Origin of the sequence: Parafrankia irregularis, assembly GCF_001536285.1 — a bacterium.
GTDB lineage: Bacteria > Actinomycetota > Actinomycetes > Frankiales > Frankiaceae > Parafrankia > Parafrankia irregularis.
Genome location: NZ_FAOZ01000030.1, coordinates 1 through 26271, shown reverse-complemented (window position 1 = coordinate 26271; position 26271 = coordinate 1). Strand labels below are relative to the sequence as shown.

The 26271-nt window shown below is 72.5% G+C and carries 14 protein-coding genes; 5 read left to right on the top strand and 9 right to left on the bottom strand.

Annotated elements, in window-relative coordinates; genetic code table 11:
* The first annotated feature begins 1 nt into the window (after position 1).
* A complete protein-coding gene (locus tag AWX74_RS30525) occupies positions 2-3169 on the top strand; it encodes a non-ribosomal peptide synthetase (protein WP_091283853.1) in 3168 nt (1055 codons plus the stop codon).
* A 273-nt stretch (positions 3170-3442) separates the two neighbouring features.
* Positions 3443-3712 (top strand): hypothetical protein, encoded by a 270-nt coding sequence (locus AWX74_RS30520; protein ID WP_091283852.1) that lies wholly within the window; start codon positions 3443-3445, stop codon positions 3710-3712.
* Here AWX74_RS30520 and AWX74_RS30515 read toward each other — a convergent pair.
* The 6 genes from AWX74_RS30515 to AWX74_RS30490 all read right to left on the bottom strand — a co-directional run bounded on the left by AWX74_RS30515 (position 3640) and on the right by AWX74_RS30490 (position 18394).
* A complete protein-coding gene (locus AWX74_RS30515; protein ID WP_091283850.1) occupies positions 3640-5985 on the bottom strand; it encodes a lantibiotic dehydratase in 2346 nt (781 codons plus the stop codon). The genes AWX74_RS30520 and AWX74_RS30515 overlap by 73 nt on opposite strands.
* Complete coding sequence (locus AWX74_RS30510; RefSeq protein ID WP_091283848.1) at positions 5982-7304, bottom strand: condensation domain-containing protein; 1323 nt, start codon at positions 7302-7304, stop codon at positions 5982-5984. Before AWX74_RS30510 ends, AWX74_RS30515 begins: the two co-directional genes overlap by 4 nt.
* Positions 7301-8677 carry an MFS transporter gene (locus AWX74_RS30505; protein WP_091283846.1) on the bottom strand — a complete coding sequence of 459 codons (1377 nt, stop codon included), beginning with the start codon at positions 8675-8677 and terminating at the stop codon, positions 7301-7303. The genes AWX74_RS30510 and AWX74_RS30505 overlap by 4 nt, the downstream gene beginning before the upstream one ends.
* Before the next feature lie 4 nt (positions 8678-8681).
* Entirely contained in the window at positions 8682-13382 is a 4701-nt protein-coding gene (locus AWX74_RS30500; protein WP_165615844.1) for a non-ribosomal peptide synthetase, read from the bottom strand.
* A 116-nt stretch (positions 13383-13498) separates the two neighbouring features.
* Positions 13499-18061, bottom strand: coding sequence for a non-ribosomal peptide synthetase (locus tag AWX74_RS30495; protein WP_091283842.1), 4563 nt, complete (start codon positions 18059-18061; stop codon positions 13499-13501).
* 60 nt (positions 18062-18121) lie between these two features.
* A complete protein-coding gene (locus tag AWX74_RS30490) occupies positions 18122-18394 on the bottom strand; it encodes an MbtH family protein (protein WP_091283840.1) in 273 nt (90 codons plus the stop codon).
* A gap of 684 nt (positions 18395-19078) precedes the next feature.
* Here AWX74_RS30490 and AWX74_RS30485 point away from each other — a divergent pair.
* Positions 19079-22069: an AfsR/SARP family transcriptional regulator gene (locus AWX74_RS30485; protein ID WP_131799575.1), complete on the top strand. Its 2991-nt coding sequence runs from the start codon at positions 19079-19081 to the stop codon at positions 22067-22069.
* Positions 22070-22182: 113 nt separating this feature from the next.
* Complete coding sequence (locus AWX74_RS30480) at positions 22183-23277, top strand: sulfite oxidase (protein WP_165615843.1); 1095 nt, start codon at positions 22183-22185, stop codon at positions 23275-23277.
* Here AWX74_RS30480 and AWX74_RS30475 read toward each other — a convergent pair.
* The gene (locus AWX74_RS30475; RefSeq protein WP_226931296.1) at positions 23223-23780 is read right to left on the bottom strand and encodes an MmyB family transcriptional regulator; all 558 of its coding nucleotides are present in this window, start codon (positions 23778-23780) and stop codon (positions 23223-23225) included. The genes AWX74_RS30480 and AWX74_RS30475 overlap by 55 nt on opposite strands.
* 510 nt (positions 23781-24290) lie before the next feature.
* On the opposite strand from AWX74_RS30475, the gene AWX74_RS41655 reads away from it, so the two are divergent.
* Positions 24291-24800, top strand: a complete 510-nt coding sequence (locus AWX74_RS41655) for a hypothetical protein (RefSeq protein WP_226931295.1) — start codon at positions 24291-24293, stop codon at positions 24798-24800.
* 298 nt (positions 24801-25098) lie between these two features.
* Here the strand turns inward: AWX74_RS41655 and AWX74_RS30465 are convergent, their stop codons facing one another.
* Positions 25099-25566, bottom strand: coding sequence for a hypothetical protein (locus AWX74_RS30465; protein WP_207550449.1), 468 nt, complete (start codon positions 25564-25566; stop codon positions 25099-25101).
* A gap of 35 nt (positions 25567-25601) precedes the next feature.
* The coding region (locus tag AWX74_RS41650) for an RHS repeat-associated core domain-containing protein (protein WP_242666485.1) at positions 25602-26271 on the bottom strand (670 nt) is incomplete at its 5' end.

Genomic DNA, 26271 nt, shown 5'->3' with positions numbered 1-26271 from the left:
GATGTCGGCACCGGTCTCCCGCGTCCAGAGGCACATGTGGTTCGGCGAGCAGGTCGCCGAGAACCCGGTCGGGCACCTGATCCCGATCCACCTGCGGCTCATGGGAGCCATCGACGAGACCGCCCTGGGCGACGCGCTGCGCGACATCGTCGGGCGCCACACCGCCCTGCGGACGTCGATGGGTATGTCGGCGGACGGTGAGCCGGCGGCCGTCCTGCGGCCCGCGTCCGCGTTCGAGCTCGACGTCGTCCAGGTCGGCGCCGCCGCACTGGACGCCGCCGGCGGCCTGGACGGCCTGCGCCTGTCCGAGGCCACGGCGCCACTCGACCTCGCGGCGGGAATCCCGTTCCGGGCCCGGCTGCTGCGGCTGCCGGACGCCACGGCGGTGCTGTGCCTGACGGTGCATCACACCGCGTTCGACGACTGGTCCCGGTACCTGCTGTTCGACGAGTTGTCAGAGCTCTACGAAAGCCGCCGTGCCGGGCGTCCGGCGTCGCTCCCGCCTGCTTCCGGCTACGCGCAGTACGCGCAGCGGCGGGACCGGGAGCTGGCGGAGGACGCCGACCGGCTGCTGGGCTTCTGGCGCCTGCGTCTGGCCGGCCTGACACCGTTCGAGCTGACCGCGGACCGGCCGCGTCCGGCCCGCCGTGCCGGCGTCGGCGCGGCCACCGTGTTCGGTGTCCCGGCGTCGGTGATGGCCGGGCTGGCGGAGATCGGGCGCGACGCCGGGGCCTCGACGAACATGGTCCTGTTCGCCGCGGTCCAGGCGCTGCTGCGGCGCTGGTCGGGACGGGACGACATCACGGTCGGGACGACGTGGGCCGAGCGGGCCGAGCCCGATGCGCGCCACGTGGTCGGCCCGCTCCTCAACCTGCTCGCGCTGCGCTGCGACACCGCCGGGAACCCTTCGTTCGCCGAGCTCGTCGCCCGCACCCGCGACGTCTGCCTGGACGCGTTCGACCACTGCGAGGCCCCTTTCGGCTGGCTGGCCGAACAGCTCGGCGTGCCTCGCGACGCCTCGCGCACACCACTGTTCCAGGTGCTCGTGGGCGCCGGCAGCGGCACGCGGCGGGCGCCGATCCTGGCCGGCGTCGAGGTCGAGGAGATGCCGGTGACCTGGACGACGTCGAAGTACGACCTGAGCGTCTGGTTCGAGAACCACGCGGACGGCTCGGCGGACTGCGAGGTCGTGTGGGACACGGCGCTCTACCCGGCCGAGTACATGGAGCGTCTGGCCTCGCACCTGCGCTCGATCCTCGCCGAGGTCGCGTCGCGCTCCCAGACGCGGATCAGCGAACTGCGCATGGTCGACGCCGACGAGTTCTCGGCGCTGACGGTGGACTACGCGGCGGGAACGGCGGTCGCCGCCACCGCTTCCACCCTGCACGGTCCGTTCGAGGCGCAGGCCGCACGGACACCGGACGCGGTGGCGGTCGTCGCTCCGGACGCGACCACGGTGACGTACGCCGACCTGGACGCCGCGGCGAACCAGCTGGCGTGGTTGCTGCGGCAGCGCGGTGTCGGGCCCGAGGTGCGCGTCGGGATCTGCGCCGAGCGGTCGGTCGAGCTGGTCGTCGCGCTGCTCGCGGTACTCAAGGCCGGCGGCGCCTTCGTGCCGCTCGACCCCGACTATCCGGCCGACCGGCTGGCCTTCATGCTCCACGACGCGGCGCCGCCGGTGGTGCTCGTGCAGCAGCGGTTCCGCGACCTGATCGCATCGTCGGACCCCGGCATGTCGGTCGTCCCGCTCGACGACGCCTCCGCCTGGGCGGACCTACCGCCCGAGCCCCTGACACCGACGCCGCCCGTCGTCGCCGACAACGCCGCCTACGTCATCTACACGTCCGGCTCCACCGGTCGGCCCAAGGGTGTCGTCAACGCGCACCGCGGCATCGTCAACCGGCTGGAGTGGATGCGCGGCACGCACCCGCTCGGCCCCGACGACGCGGTCCTGCAGAAGACGCCGACCAGCTTCGACGTCTCGGTCTGGGAGTTCTTCTGGCCGTTGTGGACCGGCGCCCGCCTGGTCCTGGCCCGCCCCGGTGGCCACAAGGACGCCGAGTACCTGCGGGACGTCATCTCCGCGCAGCGGATCACGGCGACGCAGTTCGTGCCGTCGATGCTCGCCGCCTTCCTGACGCTGCCGGACATCGAACGCTGCGCAGGCCTGCGCGACGTGTTCTGTTCGGGTGAGGAGCTGCCCCTCGCCTCCGTCACCGCGTTCCTGGCCCGCCTACCGCACTGCCGCATCCACGATCTCTACGGCCCCACCGAGGCCGCGATCGAGGTCACCGCCTTCACCTGCGACCCCGCCGCGGTCGCGGCACTGCCCGCGATCCCCATCGGCGGCCCGATCGACAACGTGCGGATGTACGTACTCGACGAATGGCTGAACCCGGTCCCGGCCGGGGCCGTCGGCGACCTGTACATCGGCGGCGTCGCGGTGGCCCGCGGCTACCACCTGCGTCCCGGGCTCACCGCCGACCGGTTCATCCCGGACCCGCACGGGACCCCCGGCAGCCGCATGTACCGGACCGGCGACCTCGCCCGCTGGCGGCCGATGCCGGGGCCCCGGCCCGCCGTCATCGACTTCCTGGGCCGCGTCGACCGCCAGGTGAAGCTGAACGGCGTCCGCGTCGAACCCGGTGAGATCGAGCACGCGCTGCGCCGTCAGCCGGGCGTCACCGAGGCCGTGGTCGTCGTGCGCGAGACGGCCCCCGGCGACCAACGCCTGATCGCCTACGCGTCGGGCGGCGCGGACGGCGCGGCGCTGCGCCGGGCACTGCGCGACCTGCTCCCGGCGGCGATGGTGCCGGCCGCGGTGGTGATGCTGCCGGCCCTGCCCGTCGGGCCCAGCGGGAAGATCGACCGCGCGCGGCTGCCCGAGCCCTCGTTGGGACCGACAGCAGGCGGCGTCGCGCGCGTGGCGCCGCGCAACGCCGTCGAGGAGGCGGTCGCCGAGGTCTGGGCCGAGGTGCTGGGCGTCGGCGAGGTGGGTGTCGACGACGACTTCTTCGTCCTCGGCGGCCACTCGCTGCTTCTGATCCGCGCCGCCAACCGGCTGCGCGACCTGTTCGACCTCGACGTGCCCCTGAGCCTGCTGTTCGAGAACCCGACGGTCGCGGGCGCGGCCGCAGGCGTGGAAAGGCTCGCCGCCGCCCTGGTCTGACGTCCTCCTCCGGGTGAACCGTCACGCCGCCGGGCGGCGCCGCGTGGCGCCACCCGGCGCCGCCTTGCGCCAATTCATGCCAATAACGGCAAACGGGGCGGCAGATCGCTTGACGATACGCAAGAAAGAAGGATTTCGGTTGCTGCAGCAGCCAAAATCTTTCTTTCTTTCTCGGAAGTAAGCGGCGGCCGCGCTGCAGAAGTACTCCTCGGCGAACGCCGTCCAGCTCCTCAACGACGCGTTCGTCCAAGGTGAATGCCTCGGGACACGGCCATGGACGCGATCCGCGCCGGCGGGCCGGAGCAGGCCTGCGTGGCCTTCTCCTCGGACCCCTCGGAATGGATCGGCTGGGCCGCGGTGGACGCGCTCAACCGTCAGCTCGCCGGCCCGGGCAGCGCCCCGGACGACCAGGGAATCGGCTTCCAGATCGTCGACAGGACGCACAATCTCCCGGAGTCCGGCGCCTACGCCTACACGGTGCCAGTCGACTTCAAGGCCGTTTCGGTGAGGTCGACGGCCACCAGGCGGAGTTCGGAGGCGTAGGCGGCGCCGTCGGCGTCCCGTACCCAGTGGTCGCCGAGGTCCGGCAGCATCTCGGTGAACCCGACCAGGCTGTCGGGTTCCTCCTCGGCCGCGGACCTGACGGCGGCTGCGAGCAGTCTCACCAACGCCACGCTGCTGAAGTCCACGAACAGCGGTTTGTCCTCGACCGCGACCCGGTAGAACGCCCGCGGCGGCAGGCCGGCCGCACGCCGCCACGCCTGTGCCCCGCGATAGCAGCGGGCCGCGTCCTTCTCGAACGCCCAGCGCAGCTCGGCCGGCGCGAACCCCCACGCCTCCCGGGCGATGACCATCCGGTCGATGGTGACGCGCGGGCGGTGGCCGGCCGTGCCGATCGGCTTGAACGCGTTCATCACCGCCGCGCCGATGATCTCTCCGAGCACCTCGAGCAGATCCCAGCACCCGCGGTCCTCGAAGCGGACCCGCAGGACGCCCTGCTCACGATGCACGCGCAGCCCGGCGCCGGGCAGGATCTGCCCGGCGGCTCCGGTGTGGCGGGTGTGCAGCGTCCAGAACAGGTCGTCGGACGATCTCATCGCCGGCGGGTACACCCGGGAGTTGACGCTGCTGGAGGCCTTCGCCGGCACCGGCTGGATGCGCGGGCCGCGGCGGTCGCGGGCGTCCGCTGCGGTCAGCTGCTCCGGCTCGGGGTGCTGCTGGAGCACGACGCGGGCGTCCAGGGTGTTCGCGGTCAGGTGGAGTTCGCCGAGGACGAGGAGGAAGTCGCCGCGGTTGACGGCGTCGGCGCTCGCGGCGGCGACCATGATGTCCGGGCAGTGGTGCACCGCCGACGACCACGGCAGCTCCCGGACCGGGAACGCCGCACGCACCGCGGCGACGAGATCGGCCGATCGGAGCTCGTGGCGCCGGACGCCGGTCGGCACGGCCAGGATCGCGGCCCAGCGGCGCTGGAACTCGGGAATCAGGGCGGCGACCGGGTCGGGGAGCTCCCGGTAGGAGAAGGCCAGGTCCGGGGTCGCCGCCGCGAGGAAGGCGCCGAAGGCGACCGAGGTCGGGTCCGGGGACGCGGCCGAGGCCCCGGAGTCGCCGCCCGCCGCGAGACAGGCGTCGAAAACCTTGTCGAAACGCTCCCGGTAGGCCTGCGCGGCTTCCGCCACCAGCCATCGAGCGCTGTCCAGCAGCAACTCCAGCGGCGCCTCGGCCGCCGCCAGGAACTCCGGCCCGATCCGCACCTCCACGTCGCGGACGGTGTCCTCGTAGACCACCCGACGTCCGGCATAGGCCTCCCCGCCGCGCCGGCTGGCTGCCTCCCCCGCCAGGCGCTCGAAGACCTCGTCGAGCCGCTGCCCTGCCGTGGCCAGCCTCGCCGCGTCCCCGGCGCAGGCCGCGACCGCGTCGCGGGCGATGATCAGTTCGTCCAGGCCGGCCAGCACGCGGTCCCGCACCGTCGCGTCCCCGATCCGCAGCACCTCCTCGCGAAGGCGCACCTCGGGGTCGTCCTCGACCCGCGCGTCGATCTCGAGCATGATCAGGCCGGCTTCCAGCCAGTCCTCGGCCACGGCGTCGAAGCCGGCGATCTCCGCCGCCGTCCGCGACCCGTCGCAAAGCTCGAAGATCTCCGCCTCGTGCCGTGTCAGGGCGATCGGCGCACCGTGCGGCCGGCGGGCGAGTCCGTCCCGCACCACCACCGCCGCCGACCGCCGCGGCCGCAGCCACGGCCGCACTTCCGGATCGGTGCTGATCCGCCGCGCCACCGCGTCGATCGCCCACTGCTCGAAGTACACCCGCCGCCGCGCCAGCAGCGCCGGACCCGGCTGTTGCCGCAGCGCCGGTCCGTCGTCGCCGACGCGCGCGAATCCGACCGGCCCGAAGAACCCGATCGTGTCGTTCTTCAGGGCGTAGCGCTGCAGGTAGCTCACCACCTTGAGCTCACGCCGCCGCCGCTGCCCCGGACGGCTCCGCGTACCTTCGGCGATCTTCGCCACGCAGTCGCGGAACATCGTCGGGTTCTGCCAGGTCACGGCCTCCTGGAAGCGGGGATCGGAGGCCACGCGCCTGGCGACCGTCGCGACCGAGTCCACGGCCTGCGTGTACGCGGCCAGGAACTTCTCCTCGTCGTCGCCGACCGCGAGCTCCGCGAGTCCGGGATCGAAAAGCACGGCGATGTCGGCTGCCGGAAACCCGGCGGTCCGCAGCTCCACCAGATCCCACAACGCCCAGCGCGAGCCGTCACCGATCGGCACCCGGCCCACCGGCCCCGCCGCGTGCGGGGCCCACCCCGTCCCATGGCTCATTTCGCGACCTCCGCGACCATGGCGGCACCAGCACCAGCACCCGCGGCGGCACCAGCGGCGGCACCGGCACCGGCACCGGCCAACGACCGTCCCAGCTCATCGGCGAACGCGGCGCCCGCCGTCTCGACGAGGCCGCGCCCCCACTGCACCTCGCACTCCAAGGTGTCGCCCCGGTCCAGGAACCGGAGCGAGATCTCCGTCTTCGGCGTCGGGAACGGCTGCTCAAGCACCGCCCGACAGGTCACTCCGGCACCTGTCCACCGCATCGTCCGGGGCAGCTTCCGGTAGCCGACCATGACGCTGTCCAGGCGGGCCGCCGACGTCCCCGCCGGATCGGCCCGGCGTGCCAGCTCGGCGAACGGGAAGTCGCGCCGGCGCAGGTCGGCATGCCAGCCGGCGCCCTCCCGCAGCACGATGTCGGCCACCGTGTCGGAGCCGTACCGCGCCGCCGGCAGCGGCACTTCGTTGATGAAACAGCCGATCAGGGAGTCCGCCTCCCCACCCGCCGGACGCTGGGACGCCGCCGTGCACACCACGCTCGCGCCGCCGTCGTCGTCGGCCGGCAGCGCATGGTGCACCGCACCGATCAGAACCTTGAACAAGCTGGTCTCCAACCGTCGGGCCAGCTCCCGCAGGCCTCGTGTGGTCCCCGCGTCAACGATCACCACCGTGCGCCCGCCCCGCGAGACGGCGCCGTCCCTACGGCACGGCAGGCGGGTCCGCGCCAGGAGATCCTCGGGCAGTCGCGCGAACGAGACACCGCGCAGCTCGGCGGCGGCGCGCGTCTCCCGTTCACGGATCCGCCGGACGAGACCGACGTAGTCCCGGCCGTCGTCCTCCGGCAGATCGCCGACCACACACCGCGCCAGCCGCTCCGCGAAAGGCATGTGGCACAGGCCGTCGGCGACCAGGTGATGGAACACCACCGCCAACGTCGCCGCCGCCCGCCCGGTCCGCAGCACTCCGAACCGCGCCAACCCGCCCTCGTCGATGTCGATCGCGCGGCGCGTCGCGGCGTCCACCGCGTCTGCCACCGCGTCCGGTCCGGCACCGTCCAGGTCGACGACCTCGACGTCCGGCAGCTGGTCGTGGAACCAGGAGACGATCTCCCCGGAAACGTCGTCGATGCCGAGCCGCAGCCGCAGCGCCGGGATCGCCCGGTAGGCCCGATGCGCAGCCGCGACCAGGCCCGCGTCCGGCACCGGGCCCTCCACGTCGATCGCGAAGGCCATGTTGTAGGCGCCTTCCTCCGGGCACATCGCCTCCGCGAAGTACAGCGAAGCCTGCGAGTGCGTCACCGGGACGGCGGCCGTCCTCATGTCTGGTCCTGGAGGATCAGGTCCTGATTCCCGCTGCCGGGGACGGAGCCCGAGCCGGCGCCCCCCGAGCCGGCGCTCTCAGCGCCGTAGCCGTTCTCAGCGCCGTCGCCTTTCTCAACGCCGTCGCCCTTTTCAGCACCGCCGCGTTTTTCAGCGCTGTCGCCGTCCGGCGGGCCGTCGCCGTCCTCGCCGCCAGCGGATACCCGCTCGCGCACCGTCCACAGCCCGGACGCCGCGATCAGCAGTGCCGCCGCCGCTCCGCCGAACAGCCACCGGAAGTCGACCACCGACACCAGGACCGCCCCGGCGGCGATCGACGCCGTCTGCGGCGCCCCGACCAACAGGTCGGTGGCCGTCGACACCCGTCCCATCAACGGCGCGGGAGTGCGGCGCTGCATCAGCGTCGTGAAGGCGATCGCGACAACCGAGACGCCGAAGCCCACGACCGGCGCGACCGCGAGCCCGAGCCACAGGCGCGGATAGACCAGCGCCGCGAGCCCTGCGCCGAGCGCGCCCAGGCCGACGGCGACGGCCGCGGACTCCCCCAGCACCCTGACCAGCTTCGGGGCCGCGAGCGCGCCGAGTACCGCGCCGAGCCCCATCACCGTCATCAGCACGCCGACGAACGTGGCGGGCCTGTGCAGGCCCTGGTCCACATACGCGAAGACGCCCGGGTTCACGGCGCCGAACACGAGGAACGCCAGCCCCATCGCGATCGCGCAGCGCAGCAGCGCCGCCTCGCCCGCCAGATGGCGGAAGCCGGCGCCGGCCTCGGCGGCCCAGTGCAGCTCGGTCGGCCGCGGCCGGTCCTCGACGACGCGCATCGCCGTCAGCGTCACCGCCGCGATGACGAAGGTCGCGGCGTCCACGATGACCACCGCCGAGACGCCGGCCCAGGCGTACAGTCCGGCGCCGGCCAGTGGCCCGAGCAGCCGTGAGCCCTCGCGCACCGAGCGCAGCAGGCTGTTGGCCTCGACCAGCCGGTCGCCGGCGACCGTCACCTTGAGCAGCCCGGCCAGTCCGGCCGTGTTGAGGCTGAAGGAGAAGCCGTAGGCCACCGAGACCGCGAAGACGATCCAGACTTCATGCCGATCGCGCACCGCGAGCAGCGGCAGCAGGGCGACGGCCGAAAGGAGGTTGACCCACAGCAGGAACGGCCGGCGCCGCACCCGGTCCACGGCCCAGCCGAGCAGCGGCGCGACCAGCGCCGGGGCCGCGACGGCCAGCACGACCGCGCCGGCCTGGCCGCTGGACCCGGTCAGCTCCTTGACCCAGATGGCCAGCACGATCAGCATGATCGACTCACCGATCATGCTGGTGACCTGGCCGACGAACAGGAACGCGAACTCGCGGTTCCGGAGCAGCTCGCGCATGGGGCTACCGCCTGATCTCGGTGGTGGTCGTGGTGGCTATCAGGGCCCGGAGCTCGGTGCGACAGGCGTCGGCGAGTGACGCGACCGTGGCCGCGTCGTACTGCGCCGAGGAGTACGTCCACGTCACGCGCAGGGATCCCGCGACCACGGCGGCGGTCACCTCCAGGCGGTAGGGACGCAGGGCGGTGCCCTGGATCTCGGGGCCCGCCGGGGCTCGCAGGCGCCTGACCGCGCCGTCCGCGCCGCCCGCGCCGGCGGCGATCTGCCCGTGGTAGTTGAAGACCAGGCGTGCCGGGCTCGGCGGCACGTCGCCGCCGTCCACGCCACCACGCAGGTAGCGCGCCATCCCGTAGCCGACGCCCTTGTGCGGGATCGAGCGGAGCTGGTCGCGGACCGCGGTGAGGCGTTCGACCGGGTCGTCCGACGCCGGCGGCTCCAGCCGCACCGGGTGCAGCGCCGTGAACCAACCGACGGTGCGCGACACGTCGAGCCCGGCGTCGGGGACGACCGGCTCGCGGCCGTGGCCTTCCAGGTCGATGACGTGCGCGGCCGCACCGGTCCAGCCGCTCAGCGTGGTGGCGAGCGCGGTGAGCAGCACCTCGACCGCCTGCGCGCCGTGCGCCGCCGGCATCCGGCGCAGCAGGGCCGAGGTCTCGTCCTCGGTCAGGTCGACGCCCACGGTCGCCTCGTCGGCGACGGTGTTCGAGCCCGCCGGGCGGTCGGCCGGCAGGCGGCCCTCGTCGTCGTCACCGACGAGGTAGTCGGCCCAGAACGCCGCCTCGGCGTCGAAACCGGCACTGCGGGCGTGGGCGCTCAGCGCCTTCGACCAGCGCTGGAACGAGGTCGTCTTGGCGGGCAGCGACGGCTGCCGTCCCGCGGCGACGTCCGCGTGGGCGGTCGCGAGGTCCTCCAGCAGGATCCCCCACGACACGGTGTCCACGGCCAGGTGGTGGATCGCCAGCACGAGCTGGGGGCCGGCCTCGGCGCCGCGGAACAGCACCGCGCGGACCAGCGGTCCGTCGGCGGCGCTGATGGTGTCCTGGGCTCGGGCCGCGGCGGCGAGTATCGCGGCCTCCTGATCCCCCGGCGCGGTGTCGTCGAGATCGATCACCTCCAGCACGTTCTCGGCTTCCTCGGCCTCCACCCGCTGCTGCCAGACGCCGTCGGAACGGGTGAGACGCAGCCGCAGGGCGTCGTGGTGGGCGAGCAGGGCGTCCAGGGCTCCGGCCAGCGCGGCCGGGTCGGGCTCGGTGTCCCAGGCCAGCCGGACGGCCTGGTTGAAGCGGCCGTTCGCGTAGTCCTGGCGGGTGAACCAGTGCTGGACCGGAGTCAGCGGAACCTCGCCGACGACCGGGCCCTGTTCCGGGTCGACGGCCGGGCCCCGATCCGGGTCGACGGCCGGCCCGGACGGCCCCGAACCGACCGACGTCTCGGCCAGCTCGGCGATCGTCGGATGGTCGAAGATGTCCGCCGAGGCGAGGACGAGTCCGGCCCGGCGGGCCTCGGAGGCGATGCGGATCGACTGGATCGAGTCACCGCCCAGGTCGAAGAACCCGTCGTGGACGCCGACCTCGGGCACGCCGAGCACCCTGCTCCAGATCCCGGCGAGGATCTCCTCGACCGCGGTGCGCGGCGCGGTCCGGTCCGCGGCCACTGAGTCCGGCAGTCCGGCGGGGTCTGGCAGGGCGTCGCGGTCGAGCTTCGCGTGGGCGGTCAGCGGCATCCGGTCCAGGACGACGATCGCGGAGGGTGTCATGTACTCGGGCAGCGCCTGCTGGATGAAGCGCTTGGCCTCGGCCGCTCCCGGCGCCCGGGCTCCGGGCGGCGCGACGATGTAGGCGATCAGCCGCTTGTGCCCGTCGGCGTCCGGGCGGGCCACCACAGCGGCCTCGGCGACGCCGGGGTGCAGGGCCAGCCGGGTCTCGATCTCGCCGAGCTCGATCCGGAAGCCCCGGATCTTCACCTGCCCGTCGATCCGCCCGACGAAGTCCAGCATGCCGTCGGTACGCCAGCGAACCAGGTCGCCGGTCCTGTACATGCGGGCGCCGGGCACCGCGCTGAACGGGTCCGGCAGGAACCGCTGCGCGGTCGCGGCCGGGTGGCCCAGGTAGCCCCGGGCGAGTCCGTGGCCGCCGGAGTACAGCTCCCCGACAACCCCTGCCGGGACCGGACGGAGGGCTTCGTCAAGCACGTGGACGGTGCTGTGCGGGGTCGGACGTCCGATCGGTACCCGGGTGCCGACACTCGCCGGGTCCACGTAGTCGATGGACGTCGTGATCCCGGTGTTCTCCGTAGGTCCATAGCAGGCGATCACCTGCAGGTCGGGGAGAGCCCGCAGCGCGGTGGTGAGGGCCGCGGCGGCCATCGAGTCCCCGCCGACCAGCAGGTGGCGCACTCCGGCCAGGGCATCGACGTCGCCCTGCACGATCTGGTGGAACACCGGTGTGATCAGGATCAGGGTGGTGATGCCGTGGCGGCGCAGCAGGTCGGCGACCACCGGAATGTCCAGGCGCCCGGGTTCGGGCACGACCAGCCGCGCGCCGTTCAGCAGTGAGCCCCAGAGCTCGATGAGCGAGACGTCGAACGCGATCGGGGCGAGCAGCACCGCGGTCTGGCCCGGGCCGTAGACGGCGGGGTGGTGGCCGCGCGTCAGCCGGACGATGCCGCGGTGGGTGATGCCGACGCCCTTCGGGGTGCCGGTCGATCCGGAGGTGTAGCAGACGTGGGCCAGGCTCGAGCCGGTGGCACTGGCACTGGCGGTAGTAGTGGCGGTGGTGGTCCGGGCTTCGGGACGTACCTCCTCGGTGACGCGCCCGCGGCCGCCCTCGTCGTCGAGGACGATCACCGCGCGGCCGGCGGCGGCGTCGCCGAGGGCGGCTTGCCAGGCGTGGCCGGCGATGACGACGGCCGGGTCACGCTCCGCGATCAGCAGCGCGTTGCGCTCGGCCGGGTTCGCCGGATCGAGGGGCAGGCAGGCGCCGCCGGCCTTGGCGATGGCCACCATCGCGACGACCATGTCGACCGAGCGCGCCACGGCCACGCCGACGCACGCGTCCACGGTGGTGCCGAGCCGCCGCAACCGGTCCGCCAGCTGGTCGGCGGCGGCGTCGAGCTCGGCGTAGCTCAGGGTGGTGGCACCATCCCCGGATGTCAGAGCTGGCGCGTCCGGCTGCCGCGCCACGATCTCGTCGAAGAGCTGCGGAATCGTGGCGTCGAGGGCGAGGTCCCCCAACGATCCGCGCCATTCGGTCTCCCGACGCCGCTGCTCTTCGGCGGTCGCCAGCGGCACGTCCCCGACGAGGGTCGCGGGGCGCGCGGCCAGGTGGCGCAGCGCGGTGGCGAAGTGGCCGAGGAGCAGCTCGGCGGTCTCCGGCTCGAACAGGTCCCGCTCGCAGATGATCTCGAACTCGATGCCGTCCGCGCCGCCGACGCCGCCGCCGACGCCGACGAGCGTCACGTCGGCCTTGGCCGATCCGTGGCCCAGCGTCACCGGCTCCGCTTCGACGCCGGCCAGCCGCCAGCCGCCGCCGGCGGCGTCCTCGGCCCACTGGACGAGCACCTGGCAGACCGGATGGCGGCCCATGCTGCGCGGCACACCGAGCTCGCCGAGGACGCGGTCGAACGCCACGTCCTGGTGGTCGAGCGCCTCGACCACCGAGGCGTGGACCGCGCGCAGCAGCCGGTCCGCCGGGGCCTCGGGGGCGACGTCGAGCGGGATGGCCACCGTGTTGGCGAACAGCCCGATCAGCGGTTCGGTCTCCACCCGGCTGCGCGCGGACACCGCGGTGCCGAACGCGAACCGCCGCTGCCCGGCGTGCCGGGCGAGGACGAGGGCGAAGACCGCGGTCATCGCACTGAACGCGGTGACGCCGTGGTCCGCGGCCAGCCGCCGGAAGGCCGATGCCTCCTCGGCGGTCAGGCGGAGCGCGCGGCGATGGCCCACATGCGACGGCCGCGCCCCTCGCGGCCGGTCCGTGGGCAGGTCGAGGGTGTGCGGCAGATCGGCGAGGGCTTCACGCCAGTACGCGAGCTGGCGGTCGGCCAGCCCGTCGGCCAGGCGTGCCACCTGCCAGGCCGCGAAGTCGCCGTACTGGATGGCGAGGTCCCCGACCGCGGCGCCGTTGTAGAAGGCGTTCGCCTCGGCGATGAGGTTGCCCAGCGCCCACTCGTCGGCCAGCAGATGGTGCATGCTCAGGACGAGCAGGTGCGTCCCGGCGTCGACCCGGATCAGCGCGGCGCGGAACAGCGGGCCCTCGGTGGGGTCGAACGACCGCCCGGCCTCCGCCTGCGCGACGCGCATCGCCTCAGCCCGCCGCCGTGCCTCCGGGAGCACCTCGAGATCGTGCAGCGGCAGCTCGAACCCGTCGGCGGCGCGCACGACCTGCCGGGGATCGTCCACCCCGGCGAACACGGTGCGCAGGATCTCGTGCCGTTCGACGATCGCCCCGAGCGCGGCCCGCAGCCGCACCGGGTCCAGGCCGCCGCGCAGCCACACCAGATGGCTCAGGTTGTAGACGCCAGAGTTGCCGAGCATGGCGTCGGCGATCCAGACGCCCCGTTGGGCCGCGGAGAGCGGAGCGTCGGCGGACTGACGGGACGGGATGCCGCCGCCTCCGGAGCGGCGGTCGGCCGCCGCACGGAGGCGGCGTTCTGCCGCCGAGGGGCCGGTCGCCGCCAGGCCCTCGGCACGAACGTCGATGCTCATCGGCACCTCCTGAAAGGCCCCGGCCGCCATGCCGAGGACGGAACGAGGACGAAACGGGGACGGGTCGGGGACGGGTCGGGGACGGTCGGGACGGTCGATACACGGCGGGTGGGACGTCAGGTGAACTTCCTGGGGCCCTGCACCCGCATCAGCAGGCTCGGCTGCAGCTCCCCGAACAGCTCTTCCAGCAGGAGTCCCGCTCCGTCGCCGTTGGCGGCCACCACGACCGCGGTGCGGCTGTCGGGGTCGAGCGCGGTCAGGGCGCGGAAGCCGGGGCTGTCGCCCGGGTGGCCGATCCACCGGCGGCCGTCGGCGGACTTGGCGACGGTGCCCAGCCCGTATCCGTTCGCGAGGTCGCCGGTCAGGGCGCGCGCCGAGTCGCCGGTCAGGACCTTGCCCCGGCCGGCCATCGCGTCGAGGATCTCGACGGCGGCCAGGGCGACGTCGCGTGGTGTCGACCACATGCCGCCGGCCGCCATCGAGGGGGATTTCCGCCAGCCCCCCGGGTACCGGCGGCCGGTGGCGGCGTGCGCGAGGGCGACGTCAGCGCCGCGGTGCTTCGGGAAGTCCGGGTCGAAGGACGAGTCCGCCATGCCCAGCGGCGCCAGGACGAGCTGCTCCATCGCCGCCGCGAAGGCCAGACCGGTGACGTCGGTGACGACCTTCTCGATCACCGCGTAGTTGGCGCCGGAGTACTCGTACTCCGAGCCCGGGGCCCGAACCACGCCGATCGCCGACCCGGCCAGCAGGTCGGAGATCGCCGGCAGCCGTTCGTCCGGCGCATACATGTCGACGTCGATCTGGCTCAGTCCCGAGGTGTGGTCGAGCAGCGTCCGCGGCGTGATCGGGCCGTGCGAAGACGGCAGCTCCCAGCCGCGGAGGTAGTGGTTCACCTCGGTGTCGAGATCGAGCCGTCCGGACTGGACGAGCGCGGACACCGCGAACACGGTGAGGTGCTTGCTGATGGAACCGAGCTGGAAGACCGTGCGCGTGGTCACCGGATCCGACCCGCCCGCCTCGGTCGTGCCGAGGCCCCAGGCCTGGATCACGCCGTCGCGGGCGACGGCCACGCCGGCTCCCGGCGTGCGGTAGCGCGCCATCAGCGCCGACAGCAGTGCCGGATCCGGACCCAACCGGCCCAGCCAGCGGTCCTCGGCCGCCAACGAGAACGAGAACGAGGACGAGGACGAGGACGAGGACGAGGACGGAAGTATGGCTCGCTGGATCGGGGTGGATGGCGGCTCGCCGACGACCGGGCCCTGTTCGGCCGTGGCGAGCGGCCCGGCGCAGGCGCCGCCGGCCACCGCCGCCGCGAGTTCCGCGATCGTCTGATGGGCGAACACGTCCCCCGACGACAGCGCGATCCCCGCTTTGCGCGCCTGCGACGCGAACTTGATGGACAGGATCGAATCGCCGCCGAGCTCGAAGAAGTTGTCATGGACGCCGATCTCCGGCCGCCCCAGGATCCGGGCCCACAGCTCGGCGAGCGCCCGCTCGGTGTCGTCGCGCGGCGCGACCTTCGCCGCCTTGTCGTCCTGCCCGGCCTCCGCCGGATCCGGCAGCTTCGCCCTGTCGACCTTGCCGCTGGAGGTCAGCGGCAGCCGCGGCAGGGGGACGACCGCGGACGGCGTCATGTACACGGGCAGCGTCTGCTGGATGAAGCGCCTGGTCTCCGCGCTGCCCGGGACCGCCGCGCCGGGCGCGGCCACCAGATAGGCGACCAGCCGCTTGTGCCCGGAGGCGTCCGGCAGCGCGATCACCACCGCCTCGCCGATGCCAGGGTGCTGGGTCAGCCGGGCCTCGATCTCGCCGAGCTCGATCCGGTATCCGCGCACCTTGACCTGGTTGTCGGCGCGGCCGACGAAGTCCAGCACCCCGTCGCCGCGCCAGCGCGCCAGGTCGCCGGTCCGGTACATGCGCGCGCCGGGGGCCGGGCTGAACGGATCCGGCAGGAAGCGTCCGGCGGTCGCGGCGGGCTGGTTCAGATAGCCGCGGGCGACACCGTCGCCGCCGGTGTAGAGCTCGCCGACGATGCCGGCGGGGACTGGGCGCAGCGACTCGTCCAGGACGTACACGGTCGAGCCGCGCACCGGGCGGCCGATCGGGACGCGGGCGCCGACCTGCTCCGGGTCGGTCACCGTGATCGACGTGGTGAGGGTCGTGTTCTCGGTGGGGCCGTAGCACGCGATGACCGAGATCCCGGGGTACCTGTGCAGCGGGGCGGTGAAGGCCTCGGGCAGCAGCACGTCCCCGCCGGTGATCATCTGCCGCACGCTGGCCAGCGCCTCGATGTCATGCTGCACGATCTGGTGGAACAGCGCGGTGGTCAGGCCGAGCGTGGTGATGCCGTGCCGCCTGAGCAGCGCGGCGATATCCGGGATGTCGAGCCGGCCGGGCCGCGGCATCACCAGCGTGCCGCCGTTGAGCCAGGTGGCGTAGAGCTCGATCAGCGAGCCGTCCCAGGCCAGCGACTGGAGCTGGCCGAAGACCTCGCCCCGGCCGGACGCCAGGTAGTCCGGCCGATGCGCGAACCGGACGACGGCCCGGTGGTTCAGGCCGACGCCCTTGGGCGTGCCGGTGGATCCGGAGGTGTAGCAGACGTGGACGAACGACAGCGGCGAGGCGACGTCCGCCAGGCGCTCGGCGGATTCGGCCGCGATGGCGGCGGCCGTCGCCGGATCGTCCAGGAGCACCACGGTGCGCCCCGCGGCGGCGTCGCCGAGCCCGGCGGCGGTCTCGCGGCATGCCAGCACGACGGCCGGATCGGCGTCGCCGATCAGCAGCGCGTTGCGGGCCGGCGGGTTGGCCGGGTCCAGTGCCAGGCAGGCGCCGCCGGCCTTGACGACGCCGAGCACCGCGACGGCCAGCGCCTCGGATTTCGGCAGCGCGATGCCGACCCGGCAGTCGCAGGTGACGCCGTGGCGCCGCAGCGTTCGCGCGATCCGGTTGGCGGCGGCGTCCAGCGCGGCGTAGGTCAGCTCGGAGTCCCCGACGGCGAGCGCCACCGCGTCCGGGTGGGCGTCGGCGGCCTGCTCGAACAGGCCGCCGACGGTGGCATGGCGCGGGTAGGCACCGCCGGGGGCGGCCCAGTCGCGCGTCACCAGTCGCCGTTCCTCGGCGCCGAGGAAGGAGACCTCCCCCAGCGTCCGCTGTGGGTCCGCCACCAGGTCGGCGAGGGCCTGCTCGACGTGGCCGAAGAAGCGCTCGGCGTCGGCGCGCGGCACCCGGCCGGGCTCGTAGGCGAACTGGAGCAGGAGCCCGTCGCGCCGGGAGACAGCGGTGACACCCAGCGGGTAGCCGATCTGCTCGTAGGCCCGGACCTGGCTCACCCGCAGTCCGGCGACGGGCTCGGGGTCGGGGGCCGCGAAGGCGGTGAAGTTGACGACGGTCTCGAACAGTTGCTCGCCGGCCATCACCTCGGAGCGGCGCCGGACGTCGGCGAGCCCGGAATGCTCCAGCTTCCGCAGATCGTTGAGATGGCGCTGCAACGCGGTCAGCCACGGCACGACCCGCGCCGCGGGGTCGACGTCGACGCGGACGGGCACCGAGTTGGCCAGCAGGCCGACGATCGACTCGACGCCGGGCTGCCCGCCGGAACGGCCGGACATCACCGCGCCGTGCACAACGTCTCGCCCGCCGCTGTGCCGGCTCAGCACCAGCGCCCAGACGCCCTGCAGGATCGTGTTGACGGTCAGCCGGTGCTCCCGGCCGAAGTCGCGCACCCGGGCGAACAGCTGCTCGGGCACCTCGCGAAGATCCTTGACCACGGTACCGAGACCGTCCGGCTCCGCCGCGCCGACGAACGGCAGGCGGGTCGGGACGCCGAAACCGGCCATGGTGCGGCGCCAGAAGGCATGCTCCGCCTCCCTGTCGCGGGCGCCGAGCCAGTCGATGTGCCGGCGGAAGGGGACCGGCGCGGCCAGCCGCGGGCGCTCGCCGCGCAGCAGCGCCGCATACGTCTGGTACACCTCGTCGAGGACGACGGAGGCGCTCCAGCCGTCGAAGAGGATGTGGTGCTGGTGCCAGGCCAGCAGGTGCTCGGCGGCACCGGTGCGGATCAGGTCGAAGCACATCGGCGGCGTGTGCTCCAGGTCCAGCGGACGCGCGCGTTCAGCGGCGAGCAGGTCTTCCAGCGCCGCGGCGGTGGCGTCCGGGTCCGCGGCGGCGACGTCCGGGTCCGCTGACCGGCCGCGCCAGTCGGCCCGGCGGATCCGCGGCACCAGGCCGCGGTGGACGATCTGGACCGGATGCGGCAGATCGGCCCAGGCGAAGGTGGTGCGCAGCGCCGGATGACGCTCCAGGACCTGCGCCCAGGCGCGGACGAAGACCTCGGCGTCGAGGTCGCCCTCGATCCGGTAGGCGTTCTGGGAGAGGTAGTCGTTGCGGTCCGGCCGGTGCAGGGCGTGGAACAGGATGCCGGTCTGCAGGGCGGACAGGGGATAGACGTCCGCGATCGCCGCCGGGTCGAAGGGCGCCAGGACTCGGGCCAGTGCGGCCTCGTCCAGCCCGGCGGCCGGGAAGGCATCGGACGTCGCGGCAGACGTCGCGGCTGTCGTCGCGGCAGACGTCGCGGCTGTCGTCCCGGCTGTGGTCTCCACGCGCTCGAAGCCGGAACCGGCGGTCTCGTCCGCACCGTCCAGCATGACGCCCCCGCGGGCGCCGCCGACCGGCAAACTCATCGTCCACCCCTGTCGCTGTGTCAGGCCGTTGCTGGTTGGAGAGCCGGTTGGGGCGCCGGTTCAGGAGGCGGTGACCCGCGCCATGTGCTCGCGCAGGCTCCGCGGCCGCATGTCGGTCCAGACCCGCTCGATGTGGTCGAGGCACTCCTGCCGGCCGCCACTCGTGCCCTCCTGGAACCAGCCGGCCGGGCACTCCCTGTCGGCCGGCCAGATCGAGTACTGGCCTTCGCTGTTCACGACCACCTGGAATCCGGGTTCGGATCCGGTCGCCGCGCCGGCCCCGGCGGCCTCGCCGGTCTCAGCGGCCTCGCCGGCCGATGCGGTCAGTCCCATGGCGTGCCCACCCCGCTCCCGGCGCTCACCATGGTGGCGGCGCCGGCGGACTCCACCATCAGAGCCGCGACCAGGCCAGGCGCTGGAAGCAGACCTTGCCCTTTCATGAGATTCCCCCTACGTCGGTGCCCGGTGAGCTGACGTCCGGAAAGCTAGGAGGCCGTGCTTCCGCGGCTCTATCGGCCGCCGCTATCGTCCGGGCGCGGGCTCCGATAGCGCCGCGATGGGGCGCCGTCGACCGAAGACCGCGAGTCGCCGTGGAACATCGCCGCGCACGGCGCCGGGGCCCCTGCCTGCGCGAACGTGCGGTTCATTCGTGCGTTCTCCACGTCACCCGCGGAGCGTGGCACCGATATTCACCAGCGCATCTTCTGGCATACGTCGGTTCGACGCTCCAGGTTCCGACCCTCGCATCAGGGTCCTGGTATGTGGACGCGCGTTCGAACCCCGGGGCCTCGGCAAAGTTGTCTCCGCGTCGGCAAACTTTCCGGGGCTCCGGTTCGAACCCCCCTTGTCAGATTCGGGTGAGACACGACGGATTTCACTCGACGCGCGACCGATCACGGGAGTGGACGATGGGGAGCAGGATCCGCGCGGTTCCAACGGTTCGGCCTACACCACGGTCGGGACGGAACTCGCCCGCCTTACTGCGGTCCGTCCGGCGGACGTTTCTCGAGGTGAGCCGTGGCTGATCTGCGATTTCGCATGCTCGGGCCTTTCGAGGTCGTCCGCGACGGAGTCCCGATAGCGATCACGGCGCGGCGCAACCGCATGATGCTCGCGGTGCTGGCAGCGCAGCCGAACCGCATCGTTCCGCTGGACCGCCTGATCACAGCGCTGTGGGACGAGAATCCGCCACGCACCGCGCGGGCCCAGGTCCACATCTGCGTCTCGGCGCTTCGCTCCGTGCTCGGCGATCCGGACAGCATCCACACCCACCCCGTCGGCTACGCGCTCAACGTGCCGGACGAATCCGTCGACAGCCGGCTGTTCGAGCGGCTGATGGACGAGGTGAAGGCGCTGGACCACGGCCGGGAGCCGGAGCAGGCACTGCGGCTGCTGGAGCGGGCGCTCGGGCTGTGGCGCGGGCCGGCCTACGACAAGCTGTCCGGCCCGGTCGCCGAGTCGATGGCCGTGCTGCTGGAGCAGCGCCGGGTGAAGGCTGTCGAGCAGCGGGCGGAGATCCGGCTGAAGCTCGGCAGGGAGGACCCCGACGAACTCGCGGCGCTGTGCGCCGAGTTCCCGCTCCGCGAGCGCCTCCACGGCTTCCTCATGGTGTCGCTCTACCGCGCCGGGAGGCAGGCCGACGCGCTGGCGGCCTACCAGAACGTCCGCTCCATCCTGCGCGAGGAGCTCGGCATCGAGCCGGGACACGAGCTCCAGGCGACAGAGCGGTCGATCCTGAACCAGGATTCGTCGTTGAGCCTGTCCCGGATGCATGGACCGGGGGCCCACCGCATCGTCCTGGTGCCCCACCAGCTTCCCGGCGCGGCGCCCGACTTCACCGGCCGCGACGAATACGTCGCGCAGCTGCGCGGGACGCTGCTGCGAAGCGGGGACACCACGGCGCACCGCACCCCGCTCGCGCTCGTCACCGGCATGTGCGGGATCGGGAAGACGGCGCTGGCCGTCGAGGTCGGGCACCTGCTGCGCAACGACTTCCCCGACGGCCAGCTGTTCGCCCGGCTGGACGGCTCCACCCCCCGGCCGGCCGAGCCGGCCAACGTGCTCGACCGCTTCCTGCGCGGCCTCGGCGTGGACGCCCGCGAGATCCCGGACGACCTCGACAGCCGTGCGGACATGCTGCGCAGCCTGCTCGGCGGCAAGCGGATCCTCATCGTGCTGGACGACGCGGACTCCGAGGCGCAGGTGACGCCGCTGCTGCCCGGGCTGGCCGGCTGCGCCGTGGTGATCACCAGTCGGCGCCGGCTGTTCGGCCTGCCCGGCGTGGTGCAGTTCGAGCTCGGCCGGCTGCCCGCCGACGCCGCCGACGACCTGCTGGGCCGGATCGTTCCCGGCGACCGGCTGCGCGCCGACCCGGAGGCGCTCCGGGAGATCGTCCAGTTCTGCGACGGCCTGCCGTTCGCGCTGCGCGTCGCCGGCTCGCGGCTGGCTTCGCACCCGCACTGGGGAGCCGCCGAACTGGTGCGGCGCATGGCCGACGAGAAGCAGCGCCTGGACCAGCTCACGCACGGCGACCTGGACATCAGGGCGCTGCTGGCCGTCGCCTACGAGACGCTGTCGGCGCCGGCCCGCCGCACCCTCCGGCTGCTGTGCCTGCTCAACGTGCCGGACTTCGCGGCCTGGCACGCGGCCGCGACTCTCGGCGCCAGGACGGATGACGCGGCCTCGCTGATGGACGAGCTGGTGGAATGCCGACTGGTGGAACCCGACCTGCGGCAGTCCGGGTTGGTGGAACCCGACCTTCGGCAGTCCGACAGCGTCCGGTTCAGGGTCCACAGCCTGGTCCGGCTGTTCGCCGCCGAGCGCTGCGCGACCGAGGACGACGCCGCCGACCGGCGGCGCGCCGTCGACGACGTGCTCGCCGCCTGCCTGGCGATCCTGCGCGAAAGCCACCGCCGCGGCTACGGCGGCGAATTCGTGACCCTCGGCGACCCGGTCCCCGCCTGCGGGCTCGCCGAGGCCGACCTGGACAAGCTGCTGCGGGACCCGACCGGCTGGTTCACCGACGAGCGCCCGGCCCTGTCGGCCCTGGTCGCCCAGGCCGCCAACACCGGCCGCCCGCAGGCGGCGTGGAACATAGCGGTCGGCTCGGTGGTCTTCCACGAGACGCTGGGCTGCTTCGACGACTGGCGAACCACGCACGAACTGGCGCTGACGGCGGTCCAACGGCACGGTGACACCCGCGGCGAGGCGGCGGTCCTCTGCTCGCTCGGCTCCCTGGGCATCGCCCGCGGCGGCGCCTGGGCCGAGGGCGGCCTGCTGCGCGCCCTCACACTGTTCGAGAGCATCAACGACGCTCTCGGCCGCGCGCTCACCCTGCGCAACCTGGCACACCTCGACCGGGTCCACGGCCGTCACGACAGCGCCTTCCAGCGCTACCGCGCAGCCCTGGCCGACTTCCAGGAGGCCGGCGACCCGGTCGGCGAGGCACATGCGCTGAGCGGCCTGGCGCAGACCTACCTCGAGGTCGGCGACGTGGCGAGCGCGGAGCGGTATTCGACCGACTCGCTCCACCTGGCCGAGTCCCTCGGGAACCTGCGTCTGGAATCCCAGGCCCTGTACCGCCTCGGCAACGTCCTCGTCGCCCGCGGCGACTCGACCGGCGCCCACGCCTACCTGAGCAAGTCCCTGGACATCGTCCAGACGGCGGGAGACCCCGTCGGCCAGGCGCACGTGATGGCCGCGACCGCGGCGGTCCTCGTCGACCTCGGCGACCTGGACGCCGCCGACGAGATGCTGGACACCGTCACCGAGCTGTGCGAACGGCTGCCGGACGGAAGGGTCCGCGGCCGGGTGATCCTGACCCGCGCCCGGGTCCACGAGGAGCGCGGGAGCTACGCCACGGCCGAGACGCTGCTGCTCTCGGCATCCGCCGTGTTCAGCGACAACGGCGACGCGGTGTGGCAGGAGCGGGCGCTGGAGGCCATGAGCAGACTGCGACGGCGGTCAGCCAGGAGCAGGCAAGGCCCGGCGGAGCCGCAGCAGAACTGACCGCCGGGCGCCGCAGCACCGCGGCCGTGTCGTCCGCTCGGCGGATACCCGCAGGTCAGGACGGGGAATGCCCGCTGGGGAGCGGACGACGGCGGGACGGGGTGGTGACGTTGATGTGGGGCAAGCGGGACGACATGGTCGTCCATGAACGGGAGCCGTTCAACGCCGAGCCGCCGCCCGGGGTGCTGGCCGATGCCCCGATCACGCCGGTCGAGGCGTTCTACAGCCGGAACCACGGACCCGTCCCGGGCACGGATCGGGACAGCTGGCGGCTTGCCGTGGCCGGGCTGGTGGACCGCCCGCTGAGTCTCTCGTTGTCCGATCTGCGCCGTGACTTCGAGCCGTGCACCCTGGCGGTGACCCTGCAGTGCGCCGGCAACCGGCGGGCCGGGATGGCGGCCGTGCGGGAGATTCCCGGGGAGGACCCGTGGGGCGACGGCGCCACGTCCACCGCCGAGTGGACCGGGGTCCGGCTCGCCGACGTCCTCGCTGCCGCCCGCCCGACCGGCCGCGCCGCGCATGTGGCCTTCGAGGCGGTCGACGTCTCCCCCCTCGCCAGGCCCGCACAGCCCTACGGCGCCTCGATCCCGTTCGCCAAGGCGAGCGCGCCGGAGGTGCTGCTGGCCTGGGCGATGAACGGCCGGCCGCTGCCCGCCGCACACGGCGCACCGCTGCGGGTCGTCGTGCCGGGCTACATCGGGGCACGCAGCGTCAAATGGGTCCGGCGGGTCGTCGTGCGGGCCGAGCCGTCGGACAACTACTTCCAGGCGGTCGCCTACCGGCTCCTGCCGCCAGACGCCGATCCCGACCGGGCAGGCCCGGGAGACGGCCTGTCGCTGGGACCGATCGCGCTGAACAGCGCGATCCTGCGCCCCGCCGACGGGACGTCGGTACCTCCCGGCCGGACGACCGTGCGCGGCTACGCGCTGGCCGGGGAGCACCGCCGGGTGGCCCGGGTCGATCTGTCCGCCGACGGCGGCGCCAGCTGGCGCCAGGCGGAACTCGACCCTGCGGCCGGCGCGTACACCTGGCAGCTCTGGCACGCCGACGTCACGCTTCCTCCCGCCTCGGACGTCGAGCTGATCGCGCGAGCCTGGGACGACACCGGGGCGCTGCAACCCGAATCGCCGCGGGCGCTGTGGAACCCGAAGGGCTACGCCAACAACTCCTGGCCCCGCGCCACGATCCACACCTCGCCCCGCCCCTGAGCCGAAGATCCGCGATCCCAGTCACGACCGCCGCATGCGTCGGCGCCGGAGCGAACGGCGGCCTGCTCACCCCCGCCCTCGCCACCGGCGCGACCCTCGGCGGAGGCCAGCAGCGCCAGTTTGTCCGCGGCACTGGAGCCCTCATCCGGGTGATACACGACGAGCATCAGGCCCTCGGTGCCGCTGATTGCCAGTCGTTCCCGGTTGAGCGTCATCTCCCCGACCTGCGGATGGTTGATCCGCAGCGGGGTTCCGCGCTGTCCACGTACATCGTGGCGGGCCCAGAGCTGACGGAATCGCGGGCTTGCCAGGGACAGTTCCCCGGTGAGTTCGATGAAGCGGGGATCGTCGATGTCGGTGCCCACGGCCTGCCGCAGGTTCGCGACGAAGCATTCGGTGACGTTCTCCCACTCCGGATGCAGCGCCTGCTCGGCCGGCTCGAGGAACAGGTCCCGCAGCTGGTTGCCCCCGGCGGCCAGGCCCGGTGAGAGTGCTGTGGCCATCCGGTGACCCGTCGCGGCTTGGCACGTCGAGCCCATTCAACATCAAACTCAAGTCGCTCAGGCTCGGCGACTTCAGCCCGGACGAGGTGGCGGAGCTCTACGGGCAGCACACCGCCACCACCGGCCAGCCGTTCACGCCGGGCGCGATCGAGCACGCCTACGAGCTCACAGACGGCCAGCCGTGGCTGGTCAACGCGCTGGCCCGCGAGGTCGTCGAAGAGATGGCCGTGCCCGCCGCAGAAACGATCACACCTGAGCATCTCGAAACCGCGAAAGAGCGGCTCGTCCTCGCGCGCGCCACCCACCTGGACTCACTGGCCTCCAAGCTGGCCGAACCCCGTGTCCGTGCGATCATCGCCCCGTTGATCGCACGGGGACCCGCTCGTCCTCGACCCGTACGACGACGACGTCAGCTATGTCCGCGACCTCGGCCTCATCGCGCCCGACCCACCAGTACGGGCCGCGAACCCGATCTACCGCGAGGTCATCGTCCGCGTCCTGTCCTCCTCCGTGCAGGAGAGCATCACCACCGATCCCCGCACCTTCGTCCGCCCGGACGGCAGTTTCGATCTTCCGCGGGTCCTCGCCGACTTCGCGGCCTGGTGGATCGAGAACGGCGAGTTCCTCACCAGCCGCGGCTACTACGACGAGGCCGCGCCCCAGCTCATCCTCATGGGCTACCTCCAGCGCGGCGTCAACGGCACCGGCCAGGTCGAACGTGAATACGCGCTCGGATCCGGCCGCATAGACCTCCATCTCCGCTGGCCCTACGCACCCCTCGGAGGACCGCGCCACGTCCAGCGCGAGGGTCTCGAGATCAAGGCTTGGCGCACCGGCAGACCCAACCCGCTCAAGACCGGGCTCCTCCAGCTGGACCGCTCCCTCGACCGACTCCAGTTGCCGACCGGCACCCTCGCGATCTTCGACCAGCGCACGAACGCGCCCCCCATCGACGAACGCACCACGATCACCACCGTGACCAGCCCAGCCGGGCGCCGCATCACCCTCCTCAACGGATAACCGAAGCGGCCACACCCGAGATACCAGGACGAGGCACGGCGAGGTTGCCGCGCGCCACGTGCCCGGATCGCCAAGGAGAGCGGTCAGGGAGCCGGCTTGCCCCAGCAGCGTGCGACCTCCGCTCAGGGACTTGGCTGACGCTCCCCGTCACGACGCCGAGCCACGTCGCGGCGATTAGGGAAGAACAGGACGCCCGTGCGCAGTAAAAGCGCCGGTCTCAACCGAGACCGGGGCGATTCGCCGCAGTCGAGTCCGGCCTCGGTAGCCCGCCCCGGCCTTCACCGAGACCGGGGCCGGTTCACCGCTCCAACAATTCCGCGGTATCGACTGACTTCTGCCGCCATTCGGCCCGCAAATCGGAGCATTCGATGGTAATCGATCCACCTGTGAACTTAATCTCATGCGAACATCCGCCAGGAGTCGGGAGGAGTTCGTCGAGCTGGATGTCTCCGAGTCGTCGACTTGCAGGCCAGATACGCGCACCCTCACCGATCGGAGATGCGTCGAGATTAAATTGCGTCACACCGATATATAGAATAGAGAGACCGACCTCATGCTTCCATGGGTTAGCACCAAAAGTGAGCTCTACATCTATCTGCGCACCGCCCGATTCCCGGATGTTAATAGTTTCAAACCGCAAGTCCTTCACGCACCGTGACCCCACGAAGTTGTAGTGCTCGGGATCCGTGGCGAAGGAACGCGCACCGTCCGGAAGTCGTGGAGACAGCTCAGGGAGCACCCGGACATAAACCTCCGGGTCGAGCACCCAACCCTCACCATCCCACTCGACCCGGATAAACCTCATGGACAAGGATCCGATCCGATCATAGGACGCTTCCAAGCATCGCCCGCAATGTCGACACCAGACGCAATCTGGCCAATTTTACGCACCCAGTCAACAGCGATACCCTTCAGTCGATTATTAACTTGCTCCGGAGAATCCGCTGCGGTCGCTTTCAGGCCGTACTTATTAAAGAAGCCGTTACTTCCGTACATACCAACCTCCGGCCCTCCCCGGTAGACATGGATCTCGAACGAGGTGTACCGGTTCGCCGCCGCGGTCCCGCTGATGGGCAGGCTCGCCGTGTCACGGCTCGCGAACGTCCCCGTGCCCGGGGTGTACCAGCGGGCCTGCGCGGAGACCCGGTCGGTATCCGGATCCGTCCAGCTGCCCTGGAAACCCACATGCACCGCCGGGTTCCCCGCCACGACAGGATCACCGAACGGGTCGTAGCTACGGCTGTCGGTCAGCGCACCGGCGGTCGTGAACGCCGCGACGAGATCACCATGGGTGTCGGTGAGCGTCGCCCAGTTCCCCGCCGACGAACCGACCGCGACCAGGTCACCATCCGGATCACGGGAGAACGACGACGAGTAGTCCGTCGCCGGTTCCTTCTCCAACCCGGCGTACGTGAACGGCGCACTGTTACGGGTCGCGAGCCGGTCCAGACCGTCATAGGTGTAGTTCTGC